This window comes from Pantoea sp. RCC30.1, from assembly GCF_058148845.1.
In genome coordinates this window covers 1-17,390 of sequence record NZ_JBXUHX010000032.1, presented here as the reverse complement: position 1 = coordinate 17,390, position 17,390 = coordinate 1, and the positions used below count along the sequence as shown (strand labels likewise).

At 54.6% G+C, this 17,390-nt stretch carries 16 protein-coding genes and 1 tRNA gene; 9 read left to right on the top strand and 8 right to left on the bottom strand.

What is annotated here, in order from left to right; all coding sequences use genetic code 11:
- Window positions 1-18 precede the first annotated feature (18 nt).
- Complete coding sequence (gene tldD, locus AC2LB6_RS20610) at window positions 19-1,464, top strand: metalloprotease TldD (RefSeq protein WP_136196652.1); 1,446 nt, start codon at window positions 19-21, stop codon at window positions 1,462-1,464.
- Between the two features lie 33 nt (window positions 1,465-1,497).
- Here the strand turns inward: tldD and aaeR are convergent, their stop codons facing one another.
- Window positions 1,498-2,415, bottom strand: a complete 918-nt coding sequence (gene aaeR, locus AC2LB6_RS20605) for an HTH-type transcriptional activator AaeR (RefSeq protein WP_031592720.1) — start codon at window positions 2,413-2,415, stop codon at window positions 1,498-1,500.
- Window positions 2,416-2,647: 232 nt separating this feature from the next.
- Between aaeR and aaeX the strand changes: the two genes are divergently transcribed.
- The 5 genes from aaeX to AC2LB6_RS20580 all read left to right on the top strand — a co-directional run bounded on the left by aaeX (window position 2,648) and on the right by AC2LB6_RS20580 (window position 7,643).
- Window positions 2,648-2,851, top strand: coding sequence for a p-hydroxybenzoic acid efflux pump operon protein AaeX (aaeX, locus tag AC2LB6_RS20600; RefSeq protein ID WP_003855277.1), 204 nt, complete (start codon window positions 2,648-2,650; stop codon window positions 2,849-2,851).
- A 7-nt stretch (window positions 2,852-2,858) separates the two neighbouring features.
- A complete protein-coding gene (gene aaeA / locus AC2LB6_RS20595; protein WP_490094931.1) occupies window positions 2,859-3,791 on the top strand; it encodes a p-hydroxybenzoic acid efflux pump subunit AaeA in 933 nt (310 codons plus the stop codon).
- Between the two features lie 9 nt (window positions 3,792-3,800).
- On the top strand, window positions 3,801-5,753 hold the full coding sequence (aaeB, locus tag AC2LB6_RS20590) for a p-hydroxybenzoic acid efflux pump subunit AaeB (protein WP_490094930.1): 1,953 nt from the start codon (window positions 3,801-3,803) through the stop codon (window positions 5,751-5,753).
- A gap of 113 nt (window positions 5,754-5,866) precedes the next feature.
- Window positions 5,867-7,318: an NAD-dependent succinate-semialdehyde dehydrogenase gene (locus AC2LB6_RS20585; protein WP_490094929.1), complete on the top strand. Its 1,452-nt coding sequence runs from the start codon at window positions 5,867-5,869 to the stop codon at window positions 7,316-7,318.
- A 55-nt stretch (window positions 7,319-7,373) separates the two neighbouring features.
- Window positions 7,374-7,643 (top strand): barstar family protein, encoded by a 270-nt coding sequence (locus tag AC2LB6_RS20580; protein ID WP_090966317.1) that lies wholly within the window; start codon window positions 7,374-7,376, stop codon window positions 7,641-7,643.
- Window positions 7,644-7,708: 65 nt separating this feature from the next.
- Here AC2LB6_RS20580 and yhcN (AC2LB6_RS20575) read toward each other — a convergent pair whose 3' ends face one another.
- The 4 genes from yhcN (AC2LB6_RS20575) to argR all read right to left on the bottom strand — a co-directional run bounded on the left by yhcN (AC2LB6_RS20575) (window position 7,709) and on the right by argR (window position 9,630).
- Window positions 7,709-7,972, bottom strand: coding sequence for a peroxide/acid stress response protein YhcN (gene yhcN / locus AC2LB6_RS20575; protein WP_090966252.1), 264 nt, complete (start codon window positions 7,970-7,972; stop codon window positions 7,709-7,711).
- Window positions 7,973-8,065: 93 nt separating this feature from the next.
- Window positions 8,066-8,332, bottom strand: coding sequence for a YdgH/BhsA/McbA-like domain containing protein (locus tag AC2LB6_RS20570; RefSeq protein WP_490094928.1), 267 nt, complete (start codon window positions 8,330-8,332; stop codon window positions 8,066-8,068).
- A gap of 88 nt (window positions 8,333-8,420) precedes the next feature.
- Window positions 8,421-8,684 (bottom strand): peroxide/acid stress response protein YhcN, encoded by a 264-nt coding sequence (gene yhcN / locus AC2LB6_RS20565; protein WP_090966248.1) that lies wholly within the window; start codon window positions 8,682-8,684, stop codon window positions 8,421-8,423.
- 475 nt (window positions 8,685-9,159) lie between these two features.
- Complete coding sequence (gene argR / locus AC2LB6_RS20560) at window positions 9,160-9,630, bottom strand: transcriptional regulator ArgR (RefSeq protein WP_009087485.1); 471 nt, start codon at window positions 9,628-9,630, stop codon at window positions 9,160-9,162.
- 428 nt (window positions 9,631-10,058) lie between these two features.
- Here argR and mdh point away from each other — a divergent pair, with 428 nt between their 5' ends.
- Window positions 10,059-10,997 (top strand): malate dehydrogenase, encoded by a 939-nt coding sequence (gene mdh, locus AC2LB6_RS20555; protein ID WP_490094927.1) that lies wholly within the window; start codon window positions 10,059-10,061, stop codon window positions 10,995-10,997.
- 48 nt (window positions 10,998-11,045) lie between these two features.
- Here the strand turns inward: mdh and mscM are convergent, their stop codons facing one another.
- From mscM to rsgA, 3 genes are all read right to left on the bottom strand, one after another.
- Window positions 11,046-14,375 (bottom strand): miniconductance mechanosensitive channel MscM, encoded by a 3,330-nt coding sequence (gene mscM, locus AC2LB6_RS20550; RefSeq protein WP_490094926.1) that lies wholly within the window; start codon window positions 14,373-14,375, stop codon window positions 11,046-11,048.
- 14 nt (window positions 14,376-14,389) lie between these two features.
- Window positions 14,390-15,289, bottom strand: a complete 900-nt coding sequence (gene asd / locus AC2LB6_RS20545) for an archaetidylserine decarboxylase (RefSeq protein ID WP_090966242.1) — start codon at window positions 15,287-15,289, stop codon at window positions 14,390-14,392.
- Between the two features lie 170 nt (window positions 15,290-15,459).
- On the bottom strand, window positions 15,460-16,509 hold the full coding sequence (gene rsgA, locus AC2LB6_RS20540) for a small ribosomal subunit biogenesis GTPase RsgA (protein WP_490094925.1): 1,050 nt from the start codon (window positions 16,507-16,509) through the stop codon (window positions 15,460-15,462).
- A 101-nt stretch (window positions 16,510-16,610) separates the two neighbouring features.
- On the opposite strand from rsgA, the gene orn reads away from it, so the two are divergent.
- Entirely contained in the window at window positions 16,611-17,159 is a 549-nt protein-coding gene (gene orn / locus AC2LB6_RS20535) for an oligoribonuclease (RefSeq protein WP_090966237.1), read from the top strand.
- Between the two features lie 154 nt (window positions 17,160-17,313).
- Window positions 17,314-17,389: transfer RNA gene (locus tag AC2LB6_RS20530), tRNA-Gly, on the top strand.
- Window position 17,390 lies beyond the last annotated feature (1 nt).

The window sequence follows — 17,390 nt, the reverse complement described above, 5'->3', positions numbered from 1 at the left end:
CATAATGAGTGAGAAACGATGACTCTGAACCTGGTAAGTGAGCAGTTACTGACTGCTAACGGCATTAATCAGCAGGACCTATTTTCCCTGTTAGGGCAGCTTTCAGAACGTCGTCTGGATTATGCCGATCTCTATTTTCAGTCCAGCTTTCACGAATCCTGGGTACTGGAAGACAAAATCATTAAAGATGGCTCATACCATATCGATCAGGGTGTAGGCGTGCGCGCGGTCAGTGGTGAGAAAACCGGCTTCGCCTATGCAGACCAGATCACATTGAATGCGCTGCGTCTCTCTTCTGAAGCAGCGCGCAGCATCGTCCGCGAGCAGGGAAATGGCAAGGCACATACCCTTTCTGCCGTGATGAACCGTTCGCTCTATTCGGCGGTCGATCCGCTGAGCAGCCTGACGCGTGAAGATAAAATTGCCCTGCTGCATCGCGTTGATAAAGTCGCCCGTGCGGCTGACCCGCGTGTACAGGAAGTGAATGCCAGCCTGACCGGCGTTTATGAGCAGGTGCTGGTTGCCGCCACTGACGGCACGCTGGCGGCAGACGTTCGTCCGCTGGTTCGCCTCTCTATCAGCGTTCAGGTTGAAGATCAGGGCAAGCGTGAACGCGGCGCAAGCGGCGGCGGTGCACGTACCGGTTATGCATTCTTCCTTGAAGATGAAAATGGCGAAGTGCGCGCTGACGCCTGGGCGCGTGAAGCAGTGCGTATGGCGCTGGTTAATCTCTCTGCCGTGGCGGCACCTGCTGGCGCATTGCCGGTGGTGCTGGGCGCGGGCTGGCCTGGCGTACTGCTGCATGAAGCGGTGGGACACGGTCTGGAAGGTGACTTCAACCGCCGTGGCACCTCGGTGTTCAGCGGTAAAATCGGTCAGCAGGTTGCGTCTGAACTCTGTACCGTGGTGGATGACGGCACCCTTGAAGGGCTGCGCGGTTCACTGGCGGTGGATGATGAAGGTGTTCCCGGTCAGTACAATATGCTAATTGAGAATGGTGTGCTGAAAGGCTACATGCAGGACAAGCTGAACGCGCGCCTGATGGGCGTCAGCCCGACCGGTAACGGACGTCGTGAATCCTATGCGCATCTGCCGATGCCGCGCATGACTAACACCTATATGCTGGCAGGCAAATCATCGCCGCAGGATATAATTGAAAGCGTTGAGTACGGCATCTATGCGCCGAACTTTGGTGGCGGTCAGGTGGATATCACCTCCGGCAAATTTGTCTTCTCAACCTCAGAGGCTTATCTGATTGAGAACGGCAAAATCACCAAACCGGTTAAAGGCGCCACGCTGATTGGCTCCGGCATTGAAGCAATGCAGCAGATCTCAATGGTGGGTAATGACCTGGCGCTGGATAAAGGCGTGGGCGTCTGCGGTAAAGAGGGCCAGAGTCTGCCGGTCGGTGTCGGTCAGCCTACCCTGAAGCTGGACAAACTGACCATCGGCGGCACCGCCTGATGTGACACCAACAACCCGCCGCCTGGCGGGTTGTTAGCTTTTACGGTGCTGCTGATACTGCTCGGCCACCTGTTCAAAATAGCCGGTCAGATAATCGATACAGACCTGCACCTTGAGCGGCAACTTATCCTTCTCGGTATAGAGCGCATAGACCGGACGCGGATCGGATTGATATTGCGGAAAAAGAATATCGATCTCGCCAGCGGTGATCTCATCAATTACCCACATCATCGGCACATAGGCGATACCATTGCCCGACTTCAGCCAGCGGATCAACGTCAGCGAATCATTGGTCACGAAACGTCCCTGCGGTGCCAGGCGGGTCACCAAGCCTTCCGGCGCAATCAGCTCGAAATTATTGTCGGGCCGAACGCTATATTCCAGCCAGGAAAAATTATCAATGTCACCCGGCTTCTCCGGCGTGCCGTGCTGCGCCAGATAGCTTTTTGCGGCGCATACCACCATCGGCATCGCGCCAAGACGACGCGAAAAGAGGCTGGAGTCTTTTAATGCACCCACCCGAATCACCAGATCCAGACCATCCGCAATCAGATCCGGAGCCGGAACGCCGGTGACCAGATTCACACTCAGTCCCGGATATTCCCGCAGCATATCGCTGGTCATGCCGGCCAATACGTTCTGTGCCATGGTCGAGGAGCTGCCAATTCGCAGTACACCAATCGGCGTATTGTTAAACGCGTACAGCTGCTCATGCACCTGCGTCGCTTCCGCCAGCATACGACGGCAGCCCTGATAATAGATTTTACCCGCTTCGGTCAGCCCGATACTGCGGGTACTGCGATTCAGCAGCTTAACCTGCAATGCATCTTCCAGTTTCGCGACGATCTGGCTAATCGATGAGACGCTCAGATGAAGCTGACGCGCCGCAGCGGTAAACGAGCCCAGTTCAACTACTCTGGCAAAGACAGACATGCCTTTCAGTCGTTCCATTGTTTACTCTGACTTAAAAGTGATTTAGATCACATTCTGTAGAAAACTTATAGTCAGGCGCGTTATTATAAGCGCGCCGGGGTATTTCCCGGTGATTCTTCATTGCCTGATACTCTTCGATGATACGCTATTATTAAGCCAGCTGCGGTTCGGATAGCGCTGCCAGAGGATTTTCCTGCAACATCTGAAAAGGCAACGAAGTATCCCGGCAAGGTCGAACTAAGGATTTGTGATGAGTGTGCTTCCGGTATTTGTCATGTTTGGGCTCTCTTTTCCGCCCGTTTTCATTGAACTTATTATTTCACTGATGCTGTTCTGGTTAGTGAAACGTGTGCTGACGCCGAGCGGTATCTACGATCTTGTCTGGCATCCGGCACTTTTTAATACAGCGCTTTACTGCTGTGTGTTTTACCTTGTCTCCCGTTTATTAGTCTGAGGTTGAAGTGAAAGCACTCATAAGAAAAATCGCGCGCTACGCGATCACTATCCTGCTGGTCATCATCGCCGTGGTAATCATCTTCCGCGCCTGGGTGTTCTATACCGAATCACCCTGGACGCGTGATGCGCGTTTCGCTGCTGACGTGGTGGCGATTTCGCCTGACGTTACCGGCCTGATTACCGAGGTTCCGGTACACGACAACCAGCTGGTGAAGAAGGGCGATACGCTGTTTGTGGTTGACCGGCCTCGCTATCAGAAAGCGCTCGATCAGGCACAGGCGGATGTTGAATATTACCAGGCGCTGGTGAGTGAGAAACGTCGCGAAGCCGGACGCCGTAATCAGCTTGGTACCTCAGCGATGTCCCGCGAGGCGATCGAGCAATCCAACAACGATCTGCAAACCAGTGAGCATCAGCTGGCAAAATCGGTGGCGACACGCGATCTGGCCGCGATCGACCTTGAGCGCACCACGGTGAAAGCGCCTTCCGACGGCTGGGTCACTAACCTCAATGTTTACCAGGGCGAGTTTATTACCCGTGGTTCTGTGGCGGTGGCGCTGGTGCAGCAGCACTCTTTCTATGTGCTGGCTTACCTGGAAGAGACCAAACTGCACGGCGTGGAGAAGGGCTTCCGTGCGGAAGTGACCCCACTCGGCAGCAACATTGTGTTGCGTGGCACCGTTGACAGCGTGGCGGCGGGTGTGACCAACAGCAGCAGCTCAGTCGACAACAAAGGGATGGCAACGGTAGATTCCAACCTGGAATGGGTTCGTCTGGCGCAGCGTGTGCCGGTCCGCATCCGGCTTGATCAGCAGCCCGGCAATCGCTTCCCGGCGGGAACCACGGCAACGGTGGTCATTACAGGTCAGGCCGATCGTCAGCCTGAGCATGTTTCACCGATGATGCGACTGTTTAATCGCCTGCGTGAGTTTGGTTAAGAGGGCGATATGATTCAGTTCCTGCGGTTCCCGGTAAAGCTCACCTTTGCGCTGGTGTTAGCGCTGATGGTCGGCTTTCATCTCAACCTTGAAACGCCACGCTGGGCGGTGATGACTGCCGGGATCGTGGCGGGCGGTACCGCGTTTGCAGCAGGTGGCGATCCCTATTCAGGGGCGCTGCGCTATCGCGGTGTTTTGCGTATTATCGGGACATTTATCGGCTGTATCGCCGCGCTGACTATCATGATTGCCACCGTTCGTGCGCCTGTCGTGATGCTGCTGCTGTGCTGCATCTGGGCAGGACTCTGCGTCTGGCTCTCTTCGCTGATCAAAGTAGAAAACTCCTACGCGCTGGGACTGGCAGGTTACACCGCGCTAATTATTGTGGTGACGGCCAATGCCAGCGGTGGTCTGACTCTGGTGCCACAATATGCGGTAGAACGCTGCAGTGAAATCGTACTCGGTATTCTGTGCGCCATTCTGGCCGACATGATCTTCTCACCCCGTTCGATTAAAAAAGTGATCGACGCGGAAGTCGATTCACTGCTGGTGGCCCACTATCATCTGCTGCAGCTCTGTGTCGCTCATGGCGACAAAGAAGAGGTCGATAAAGCCTGGAGCGCCCTGGTACGCCGCACCACAGCACTGAACAGCATGCGCAGCCAGCTGATGATGGAATCGTCACGCTGGAAGAACAGCAACCGCCGTTTGCAGATGCTCAATACCCTGTCGCTGACGCTGATTACGCAGGCTGCCGAAACCTTTCTGATCCAGAATTCCCGTCCTGATTACATTCCGCCCCAGTATCGGTTGATGGTTGAAAAGCCAGCCTCGACCATTGAAGAGGTGCATAAGCGGATGAAGGTGATGCGGCGGGTGATTGGTGCCACTGGCAAAACAACGCCGGTCACGCTGGCCAGCTGGGTTGGCACCGCTACTGAATATCTGGTGTTGCTCAAAGGGATCAAAAGCAACAGCCGAATCACCTCGCTGGAAGAGGAGATTCTGCAGCGTGAAGTAGTGATTCAGGCGCGTTCCGCTGAAACCCATCATGCGATGATCAACGGAATCCGTACCTTTGTTGCGACCGCACTGGGTTCACTGTTCTGGCTCTATACCGGCTGGACTTCAGGCAGCGGCTGCATGGTCATGCTGGCTGTCATCACCGCGCTGGCGATGCGTATGCCCAACCCGCTGATGATGGCGAAGGATTTTCTCTACGGCATGACCGTTGCGGTTCCGTTGGGCGCACTCTACTTTATGTATGTTCTCCCCGGCACGCAGCAGAGCGCACTGCTGCTCTGTATCGCAATCGGCCTGCTGGGTTTTATCGGTGGGATCTTTATTCAGCGGCGTCAGCTCGGCACGCTCGGGGCGTTAATTGGCACGCTCAACGTGCTGGTTCTCGATAACCCGATGCAGTTCCGTTTTAACGTCTTTCTCGACAACGTGCTTGGCCAGGTTATCGGCTGCTTTGTGGCGATGATGGTCATCCTGCTGATTCGTGATAAATCAAAGGCGCGCACCGGTCGCAAACTGCTGAACCGCTTTATGTATGCAGCCGTCTCGGCCATGACTACCAATCAGGCGCGTCGGCGTGAAAACCATCTGCCAGCGCTCTATCAGCAACTGTTTCTGCTCCTGAATCTGTTCCCAGGCGACATCAATAAATATCGCATCGCCCTGACGCTGATCATCGGCCATCAGCGATTACGCGATGCGGAAGTGCCGGTTAATGCCGATCTCTCTGCTTATCATCGGCAGCTGCGTTACACCGCCGACCGGGTTATCTCCGCCAGCAGCGATGACAAGCGGCGTTACTACTTTGAGCGTCTGCTGAAAGAGCTGGATGTCTATCAGGAAAAACTGGCCCAATACGAGGCGCCTGTCAGCGTAACGGAACCGGTAAAACGACTGGCGATGATGCTGGATAAGTACCAGAACACGCTCATCCAAATCTGAATCTGGCCGCTGCGACCTGCAGCGGCCTGCGCAATCCCCGCCCATCATAAAATCTGTCGCTTTTGCCAACTATACTCTCCAGACGGAAGAGTAAAACTGACAGGAGCGAATCAATGAAATCACTGCAAGAGAGCGAACTGTTCCAGACTGGCTATTTAGCCAACGGCCAGTGGCATCAGGCTGCCTCTACCTTTGACGTGACCAATCCGGCGACCGGCGAGATGATTGCGCAGGTGGCAAAAGCCGGTAAAGCTGAAACAGAACAGGCTATCGCCGCCGCAGAGCGTGCCTTTCCTGCCTGGCGGGCGCAGACCGCAAAAGCGCGCGCTGAAATTCTCACTCGCTGGTACCAGCTGATCATTGAAAACAAGCGCTGGCTGGGACAGCTGATGACGACCGAACAGGGCAAGCCCCTGAAAGAGGCGGAAGGGGAAGTTGAGTACGCCGCCAGTTTCATTCAGTGGTTTGCCGAGCAGGCGAAACGGGCCAATGGTGAGATCATTCCGCCAGCAAAACCGGGTTCCCGTATTCTGGCAACCCGTGAACCGATTGGCGTGGTGGCTGCCATCACGCCGTGGAATTTTCCGATGGCGATGCTGACCCGCAAACTGGGGCCAGCCCTGGCGGCGGGCTGCACCGGCATTATTAAACCTGCCAATAACACGCCACTCTCCGCTTTTGCCCTGCTGGCGCTGGCAAAGCAGGCGGGCGTGCCGGATGGTGTACTGAACGCGGTGGCGGGTGATACCCATGCCATCAGCGATGCGATCATGGCCAGCAAAGCAGTGCGTAAAATCTCGTTCACCGGCTCCACCCAGGTAGGCAAGCTACTGATGCGTAATGCTGCCGAAACCATGAAAAAAGTGTCGATGGAGTTAGGGGGGAATGCCCCGTACATCGTGTTCGACGATGCCGACATTGATGCCGCTGTGCAGGGGGCGATTGCCAACAAATTCCGTAATGCGGGCCAGGTGTGCGTCAGCGTTAACCGTTTCTACATCCACAATGCCGTCTATGACCGTTTCACTCAGCAACTGGCTGCCGAAGTGAACAAGCTTAAGGTGGGAAACGGCATGGACGAAGGCGTGATTGTTGGACCATTGATTGAAGCGTCGGCGGTGGAGAAGGTTGAGCAGCACGTAAAAGATGCGGTAGCCAAAGGCGGCAAATTACTGGCGGGTGGCGAGCGACATGCGCTGGGCGGCAACTTCTGGCAGCCGACCGTAATTACCGAGGCGCACGAAGGTATGCAACTCGCGCAGGAAGAGACTTTTGGTCCGGTAGCCGCCTGCTTCCGCTTCGATGATGAAGAGGACGTGGTTCACCGCGCCAACGATACGCCATTCGGCCTCGCCGCTTACTTTTACACTCAGAATCTGCAACGGGTGTTCCGTGTTTCAGCCGCGCTGGAAAGCGGCATGATCGGCATTAACGAATGTGCAGTTTCAACCGAGCTGGCACCATTTGGTGGTGTGAAAGAGTCGGGGCTGGGCCGTGAAGGTTCGGTGCTCGGCATGGAAGAGTATCTGGAGGTCAAAGCGCTGCATCTGGGCGGTTTGAGCTAGCGGACACAGTCGGGCGGCTAAGGCCGTCCGCAGACGGAGCATGGGAGCCGTCAGCATGAAAATCGAGCGTTTTGATTTTAATGAAATTGTCGACCAGGCCCATTTCTTCCGCCAGTTTGCCGAGCGATTTGCGCTGGAGGAACGCCGCATCTGCGATCTGGATGGATTATGGGATGTGGTGACGGGCGATCTGTTACCCATGCCGCTGGAGATTGAGTTCGTCAATCTGGGCAGGGGACAGCGACGGCGCTATGGCGCGCTTATCCTGTTATTTGATGAAGCTGAAGAGGAGCTGGAAGGTCGGCTGCACTTTAACGTCAGATAAAACGTCAGATGAAAAAAGGCCCCGGCGAGCGGGGCCAAAGGGTTCGTCATAGATCTGACGAGGAATTACTTATAAAGCTGTGCGGTGATGTGATAGTTATCACCGGTGCGCGCTTCAATAACTTTATAGGCGCTGGCACCCTGTTCATCCGCTTTCTGTGAAAGCTCAGCGCGGTAATCCATTGGTGCACCCGCGGTTCCACTGATGCTTACGGTGCCCGCAGGCTGCAGGTTCTGAGTCTGATCGCCGGTTACCAGCTGTGCGGCTGATGCGCCGAACGCCATAACAGAAAGCAGACTGACTGTAGCGATGGTTGTTTTGATATTCATGATTATATCCTCAATACAATCAACAACCTGCGGTTACTCGTAAAGGCGGGTCGTCGATATTTTCTGACGCTATTCAGGCGTCATCACGGTTAATTATTTATAAAGCTCAGCGGTAACATGCCAGGTGTTGTCCTGGTTGTTTTCGATGATGCGATAGTGGCTTGCGCCCTGGGCATCGGCTTTCTCTGACAGCACCTGACGGATGTGCGTCTGGTCGCCGTTACGGCCACCAATGCTGATGGTCTGATTCATTGGCTGCAGGCCCTGTGCCTGTTCATTAGATACCAGGCTTGCAGCACTGGCGCTTACTGAAAACAGGGATGCCAGACTCAATGCGGCAATCACTAATTTCATTTTCATGGGCAATTCTCCTGAAGGTTTTGCTTCAGCTCTCCGGAGCGCAAAAGGCGCGTCAGACAGAGAGCTGATGGCATTATTAGGTTACGCCTTAGTTGTACAGTGCAGCGGTAGCGTGATAATTGCCGTTGTTATAGGCCTCAATCACGCGATAGGCTTTTGCGCCCTGCTGATCGGCTTTGTCGCTCAGTTTCTGCTTAATATCCATGGGTGAACCAGATACGCCGCTGACACTGATGGTGCCAACAGCCTGCAGATCCTGTGCCTGAGAAGCATCGATAGATTCTGCTGCCACAGCACCAAATGAGAGGGCAGAGAGAATACTCAGGGCAGCGATGGTAGTTTTAACGTTCATAGATATTTCCTCGTCGTCTATTTTTATCTTTTTAGTTAGTGTGATTTGCATCACGAAAAGAAGTATAGAACTAATAACGACAGAAATTAATACCCGGCTAATAATGTTTTTTTGTGATTCTTTATCCTTATGGCTATTTTTAATAACTTAACGTTATAAAAAACGGATAAAAAATAGCCTTTTGTCTGTTTTTAATCACAAAAACAGTGAGATAGATCACTTTAACGTTTAGTGCGAAAGTAGAGGGGGTATCGGACTGGAGTTTGATCTGGATCCGGGCAATGGTGCCGGATCAGTGATGTAAAGCAGTGTAAAATAGCGCAAAAGGTGAAGCAGAGTAAGCGATCTGACCAATGGACAGGTGCATGAAAGCTGGCTTATTACTCATCAAGCAGCGGAGCAGTGTGACGCAAGGCGGCGGGAAGAGAGAACAAACTGACGACCTGGCGCGGGAGTGCAGGCCGTCAGTCAGCGATTAGAGTTCCTGTTCAAACAGGTTTAGGATTGCGCTGTGCAGCTGCTTAACCGTGAAGTCGCGCGCACGGGTGATAAAGATCGTGTCATCACCAGCAATGGTGCCAAGAATCCCTTCCGACTTACCCAGTGAATCCAGCAGGCGTGCAATCAGCTGTGCTGCGCCCGGGCTGGTATGAATCACGACCAGCGCATCGTTGTAGTCGATATCCAGTACTAGGTTTTTTAACGGACTTGTGGTTGTCGGCACACCCAGCTCAGCGGGCAGGCAATAGACCATCTCCATCTTGGCATTGCGGGTGCGCACTGCGCCAAACTTGGTCAGCATTCGCGACACTTTGGACTGATTGATATTTTCAAAGCCCTCATCCTGAAGCGCCTGAACAATTTCGCCCTGGGAACTGAATTTTTCTTCTTTTAATAAGGCTTTGAAAGCCTTGATCAGATCGTCTTGTTTCGATGGGTTTCGCATAGGTTACCAATAAATAGAGAGAATAACCGCGCAGCCGCCTGCGGCAGAGTGGTGATTATGCATTTAAATGCATTTTTATGCAATCGGTCGATTGATGAGCAGGGTTCGGGCGGCTAGCGGGCGGCGATAATAGCAAATAAATCTGCTCAGACCAAAACCCCCGTCACAGCCCCGGAAGGCGAAGGTTGCAAAGTTGTTATATTATTGGTGGTGTAGTAACAGAAAACGCTCGTAGCCGTTCTCTGTCTGACGACGGCAAAGTTGTCGGTCATTCAGGTGCAATGATAAGTAACTTTTGAATCCGGCGATTAAGTGTGAAAACACGTAGAATTAACAGCGGATATTTATCATAGCCTGAGCAGTTGATTAAGGTCTGACACAGATAGAATTTCGGCCCATCTCTGCCCCACCTTAATAAGGAGTTAAGAATGAAAGTTGCCGTTCTCGGTGCCGCTGGCGGCATAGGCCAGGCGCTCGCACTTCTGCTCAAAACCCAGCTTCCCGCAGGTTCAGAACTTTCACTGTATGACATCGCGCCGGTTACGCCTGGCGTTGCCGTTGATCTCAGCCATATTCCTACTGCAGTGGCTATTGAGGGGTTTAGTGGAGAAGACGCAACACCCGCTTTGCAGGGTGCCGATGTGGTACTGATTTCCGCAGGTGTTGCACGTAAACCGGGTATGGATCGTGCTGACCTGTTTAACGTTAACGCGGGTATCGTGCGTAACCTGATTGAACAGGTTGCCACTACGGCGCCTAAAGCATTGATTGGCGTGATCACCAATCCGGTCAATACCACTGTTGCCATTGCAGCAGAAGTGCTGAAAAAGCACGGCGTCTACGACAAAAATCGTCTGTTCGGCGTGACCACGCTGGATATCATCCGCGCCAATACCTTTGTGGCGGCGTTGAAAGGAAAGCAGCCTGATCAGGTAGAAGTTCCGGTGATTGGCGGCCACTCTGGCGTGACCATTCTGCCGCTGCTGTCGCAGGTTAAAGGCGTCAGCTTCAGCGAGCAGGAAGTTGCGGATCTGACCAAACGTATTCAGAACGCCGGTACCGAAGTGGTGGAAGCCAAAGCGGGTGGCGGATCGGCCACGCTGTCGATGGGCCAGGCGGCCGCACGTTTCGGCCTGTCACTGGTTCGTGCTCTGAAGGGTGAGGCGAATGTGGTGGAGTGTGCTTACGTGGAAGGTGAGGGTGAACATGCCCGTTTCTTCTCACAGCCGCTTCTTCTGGGTAAAAACGGGATTGCTGAGCACAAGCCGATTGGAACCCTCAGCGCTTTCGAACAGCAGGCGCTGTCAGGCATGCTGGATACGCTGAAGAAAGATATCGCTCAGGGCGAAGAGTTCGTTAAGCAGTAACTGATGGCTCAGACTTGAAATAACGCCCGGCTTAGCCGGGCGTTTTCATTACAGTCCGCCAGATTTGTAGGCGCGGGCTGCGGGCGTACCGTTGCTGGCAGGCAGCTTCTTGCCCAGCGTTTCCATACGCATCTGGAACGGCGGGAACGGCATCTCGATACCATGCTGAGCAAATCCGCTCAGAATCAACTGATGCAGCTCATGACGCAGCGGCATACGGTGTCCCATCTCAGCAGCATGCACACGGAGTTCAAACAACTGAATCCCCTGCTGCAGATCGACCAGGAAGGCTTCAGGTTGCGGCGTGTCCAGGACATAGCTGCAACGTTCAGCTGCCTGAATCAGAATGGTGGTTACCTGTTCACTGCTCACTTTCGCGGGAGCCGGAATGGTCAGTACCACTCGGGTCACTGAATCGGACAGCGACCAGTTAATAAACTGCTCGGTGATGAAGGCCTTGTTCGGCACGATGATCTCTTTGCGGTCCCAGTCCGTAATGGTGGTCGCTCGGGTGTTAATCCGCGTAATGCTGCCGGTCAGGTCGCGGATCGTCACGGTATCGCCGATACGAATCGGCTTTTCGAACAGGATAATCAGACCCGAGATAAAGTTAGCAAAAATCTCCTGCAAACCAAACCCCAATCCCACACCCAGCGCGGCAACCAGCCACTGCAGCTTCGACCATTCAATACCAATCATTGAAAAACCAATCAGCCCGCCAATCAGCAGCAGCAGATATTTGGTCAGGGTCGTGATGGCATAACCGGTTCCGGGCGTCAGATTAAGATGCTGCAACAGCGCCAGCTCAAGCAGAGCAGGCATATTACGCACCAGTTGAGTGGTGATGATAAATACCAGAATGGCGATCAGCACCGAGCCCAGGGTGATGGGCTGAATCGACTCTACGCCCTGCACAGACGTACTGACGTCCCACAGCTGAATATTCTCCAGGAAGCCAAAAGCCGAATGGATTTCTGACCACAGCACAATCACGGAGACCAGGGCGATCAGCATCAGGATAGAGCGCACCAGCCGTAGCGACTGTGCACTGATCGCATCAAGATCAATCACCGGCTCTTCAATTTCAATCGCGTCAGTGTTCAGAGAGCCTTGCTCTTTCTCTTCTTCACTGCGCGCACGGTTAGCCAGCATGTCGGCACGGCGCTGACGGGCGCGATCAAAGCCGAGACGGCGACGCTGAATCAGCATCCAGCGCCGGATAATGTGATAGATAACCAGCAGCAGGAACCAGATGGCGACGGAGGTCTCCAGTCGCGCCAGCAGCGCCTGCGCAGTAGCCAGATAACCCACGGCGGAGGCGAGGGCAGCCATTAGCGGCATGGCGATCATCAGGTTCCACAGCATCCGGTTCACCATATTCTCGCCATTCCCCTCTTTATCGAGGTAGAGCGGAATCCCGGAACGCTTCAGGCTCACGGTAACAATGCTTATTGCCCCGCAGATCAGGATGAAACAGAGACGGCCCAGCGATGAGGAGAACTGCCGATCTTCCAGATTGCCAAAGGCAATCAGCAACATAATCAGCGGTACAATCAATCCGATGCTCAGCGAGTAGTAGCGCATAGCGCGCGCCACCCGATTCTGCGGCCAGCGGAAATGCACAATGAACAGTCCGTTAGGACGGGCAAAGGCGGCGCTGATCATAAATGCCCACAGCAGCGGCAGCGTGGCGGTAATGCCATCACCAATGGCTACGGCGATAGGGTAGGGCCAGGCGTTCTGCAGGCCATAACCCAGCGCACCCCACAACACCGGTAGCGGCAGCGCCACCAGAATCGACCAGAACAGGGTACGGATGGTCAGGCGGAAACGATCCTGGGTGACCTTGCCGACTTTGCTTGCGGAGCGTTCGAGGAAAGCATTGAAGTGGCGGCGCGAACTGATGCTGAAGCCGACCAGCAGCAACGCACCAATTATCGGCAGCACCGAGTTACGGCTGGTGAACATCATTGCCATCGCTTTGCCGAGTTGTCCCAGCGTATCCAGCGACAGCAGACGGGAAAGATCCTTGGCCAGATCCAGCGGATAACTTAAACCAATCGGGTTGACGTCGGCGGTCCAGAACAGATAGCGGTGCGTTGCCTCTTTGACTTCCGTCAGCGCATCCTGCAACTGCGTGTTGCCGACCTTGAGCTTGGTGATCTCCAGAATCAGCGTGTCACAACCGGAGATCAAAGAATTGAGCAGTTCGCGCTGCGTGCGTAGCTGCGCATCAAGAATACGTTTCTGATCTGCGGATAGGGGCTGACCATCAGCCTGCCGACCCTTACGCAGTGCATCCTGGCGCTCCAGCAAATCCTCATAATAGAGACGCTGCACGCGAAGTTGTGCCATCTCATTATCAATCTGCTGTGACTTCGGCATCTCTGGCAGACGCGCAACCTGCGCCCGCAGCGCTTCGCCCAACAGATTAGAGGCACCCAGCCACTGCGACTGCTCACGCAGGGTAGAGAGTGCCTGACGGACCTGAATAATCTGGTTGGTGGCCAGTCGCTGCTGCGACGCCACCAGATCCATGCGCTGCGCCTGTTGATTCAGGGCAACCGAGAGTTCGCGGTTAACCCGAAACTGATCGCTGATCTCTGGCGGCAGATCGCCACTATTTTCCGCCAGTTGCTCGGTGCGGGCCAGTGCGACTTCCGCTTCACGTTGCCGCTGATCGTTGAGCTGGTTGCGCAGCGCCTGCAGATAGTTATCGAGCTGAGTCGCTTTACGCTGGTGGGCTTCAGCCCGCATCCGCGCCAGTTCCTGACGATTGTTGGCGGAGAGTTGTGCCAGCTCAAGTTCATCGACCAGCGCTTTATTTGCGGCGCTTTCTGCCTGACGCGCCGCCAGTTGCAGCTGACCCTGCGGCGAACTGCTGCTGACGCTCTGCAGTCGGCGTTCACTCTCCGTCATCGCCCGGCGTGCTTCAGTCTGCTGCTGTGGCAGCTGCGACAGCGAATCACTGATTTCCCGCGCCCGATCCTGCTCCTGCCGTGCCTGGCGACCCTCTTCCAGCAACTGGCTGCTGACCTGCAGGATCTCTTGATCCAGCTCGGCGCTGCTCATGTTGTTGCGCACGGTTTTCCCGCTTTCACTCAGTGCAGCAATCTGCTGACGCAGTTCGCGCGCCAGACGCGGGAAGTCATCAATGACCTGCTGATATTGCGCCGCGCGCTCCAGCGATTCATCGCGTTCAGAGAGGAAGTTCAGGGCGGCTTCAATCGTCTGGATCTGCTCCGTCTGAGACGGTGAGCTTTTGGCCGATTTTACCTCTTCCAGCTGCTGTTTGAGCTGGCTGGCGTCAGGAAGGCTGGCCGCGAAGGCCGGGCTGCTGAGCCACAAGCTCAGCAGCAGGAGGAGAATCGAACGCACAGAGGACACTCAATTTAATCGACGATGACGTCGGAAATGTCTGTCGCGACCGGCAGCGCAATCGCCAGCGGTTGACCCAGACGGGTTTTGCTTTCTGCTTCCAGGCTTTCAGCCAGTTTGACGCGGCCCGGAGCAAACAGGTTGATGACGGTAGAGCCGAGTTTAAAGCGTCCCATTTCCTGACCTTTCAGCAGCACTACGGCGCCTTCATCATCCGCAGCCGGATAGTGCCAGCGTTTGATTACACCTTCACGCGGTGGCGTGATGGTGCCAGCCCAGACGGTTTCAATGCTGCCGACAATAGTAGCGCCGACAAGGATCTGTACCATCGGCCCGATGTCGGTTTCGAAGTAACAGATAACGCGCTCGTTACGGGCGAACAGGTTAGGAATATTACGCGCGGTCAGCGGATTGACGGAGTAGAGGTCGCCAGGCACATAAATCATTTCACGCAGGATGCCGTTGCACGGCATATGGACGCGGTGATAGTCACGCGGTGCCAGATAGGTGGTGACGAACTCGCCATCAACAAAACGGGCTGCCATCTGCTCATCACCCGCCAGCAGGGCATCGATAGTGTAGTGATGACCTTTAGCCTGGAAAATCTGATCGCCTTCAATGTGGCCGAGCTGGCTGATAGCACCATCTGCGGGCAGGGCGATGAGGCTGGCGTCGGCATCCACCGGACGTGCATCGTCTTTCAGCGGACGGACAAAAAAGTCATTAAAGGTGCGATAGCTGGCAGTATCGGGCTTACGCGCTTCCGCCATGTCGACTTTGTAAAACCAGACAAAGATGTCAATGACCAGTTTGGTCAACCAACCACCGCGGCGACTGGCGCCCCAACCGGCAAGTTCAGTCAGCCATTTCTTCGGGAGAATATGATTCAAGCCGAGTTTTAAACGATCAAACACCTTAGCCTCCTGGCTATTTTAGGACGTTGTAAAAAAGGGGCGGATTGTAGCAGCGCCCCGTTCAGATGGCGACTATACCCGATTTCCGGCACGCTGCACGGTCTGGACGCACGACTGGAACGCACTTCGCAAAATGCGCCGGCTTATCTGTTCAGACGCGGTTATACCGATTAACTTTCACCATCAGGGAAATTTTTACGCGTTTTTACCTGCGCCATGCTCTCCAGGATACGGTGGTAGTTATCGAAACGGGAACGGTTGATTTTCCCCTGTTCGACCGCTTCACGAATGGCACAGCCAGGATCGCTGCCGTGTTTACAATCGCGGAATTTGCAATCGCCCAGGTATGCACGGAATTCGACAAACCCGCGGGTAACCTGTTCCGGCTCCAGATGCCACAAACCGAACTCACGCACGCCAGGAGAATCGATCACGTCACCGCCGTCCGGGAAGTGATACATGCGCGATGCGGTGGTAGTGTGCTGGCCTAAGCCTGAGCCATCCGAAACTTCGTTGGTCAGAATCGCGACCTGCTCTTCTTTGTCGAAGCCGAGCAGGGCATTCAGCAGACTCGACTTACCAACCCCCGACTGACCGGCAAAAATACTCACACGGTCGGTTAAGGCCGCTTTCAGATCGTCCAGGCCGTTTTTCGCTCGGCTGGAGACCATCACCACGCGATAGCCAATATCGCGATAGATATCCATCTGCTGATCGACAAAGGCGCGCGCCTTGTCATCCAGCAGATCGGTTTTGTTCAGTACCAGCAACGGTTCGATATCCAGCGTTTCGCTGGCAACCAGATAGCGATCGATGATGTTCAGCGACAGTTCCGGCAGGATCGCTGAAACGACGATGATCTGATCGATATTCGCCGCCATCGGCTTCACGCCGTCGTAAAAATCGGGGCGGGTTAATACACTGGTGCGCTCATGCACCGCTTCAACAATGCCTTTGCCGCCGCTGGTGGCGGGGCGCCACATCACCCGGTCGCCAGTCACCAGCGAGCGGATAGTGCGGCGGATATTGCAGCGGTGGGCGACGCCTGCGCTATCCTCAACATCAGCATGCATGCCAAAACGACTGACAACGACCCCATCTGCAGCTTCACCAAACAGGTTGTCATCCGCTTCCGGACGCTCTCTGCGTTGGTTGAGACGGCGATCGTGGTTAGCGCTTACGCGACGTTGTTGGCCTTTCGACAGTTTATTTTTACTCACTCACCCTCACAACATTAGCCAGATTTCGCCCGGCTGGGCAAAACGTCTATGATACACCTTATTCATCGTGAATGACGACTACAGCAACCGCAGGAAACAGCATGGCTACTGGAAATGAACAGAATCTGATCTGGATTGATCTTGAGATGACCGGACTTGATCCGACGCACGATCGCATTATTGAGATTGCGACCCTGGTGACTGACGCCAACCTGAACATTCTGGCGGAAGGGCCAGTCATGGCCGTTCATCAGTCCGATGCGCAGCTGGCGCTGATGGATGAGTGGAACGTCCGCACCCATACCAACAGCGGTCTGGTTGCGCGGGTGAAGGAGAGTAAGATTGACGACCGCGCAGCAGAGCTGGCGACCATTGAGTTTCTGAAACAGTGGGTTCCGGCCAACACTTCGCCTATCTGTGGCAATAGCATCGGGCAGGATCGCCGCTTCCTGTTTAAGTACATGCCTGAGCTGGAAGCGTATTTCCACTATCGTTACCTGGATGTGAGCACCCTGAAAGAGCTGGCGCGTCGCTGGAAACCGGATATCCTTCCTGGCTTCAAAAAAGGCGGCACGCACCAGGCGCTGGATGATATTCGTGAGTCTGTGGCAGAGCTGGCTTACTACCGCGAGCACTTTTTGCAGCTTTAGTGGGCTGTGGGTGCGCATGATATCACCAGTTTGCTGATTTAATCAGCAAACGCGCTGAAAGCGAAAATTTTTGCTTTCAGACGCTTGCAGCAGCAACGATTTCTCGTATAATGCGCACCCCGTACCGGTGAAGAATTTATTAACGGTACAAGGCGCGGGAATAGCTCAGTTGGTAGAGCACGACCTTGCCAAGGTCGGGGTCGCGAGTTCGAGTCTCGTTTCCCGCTCCAG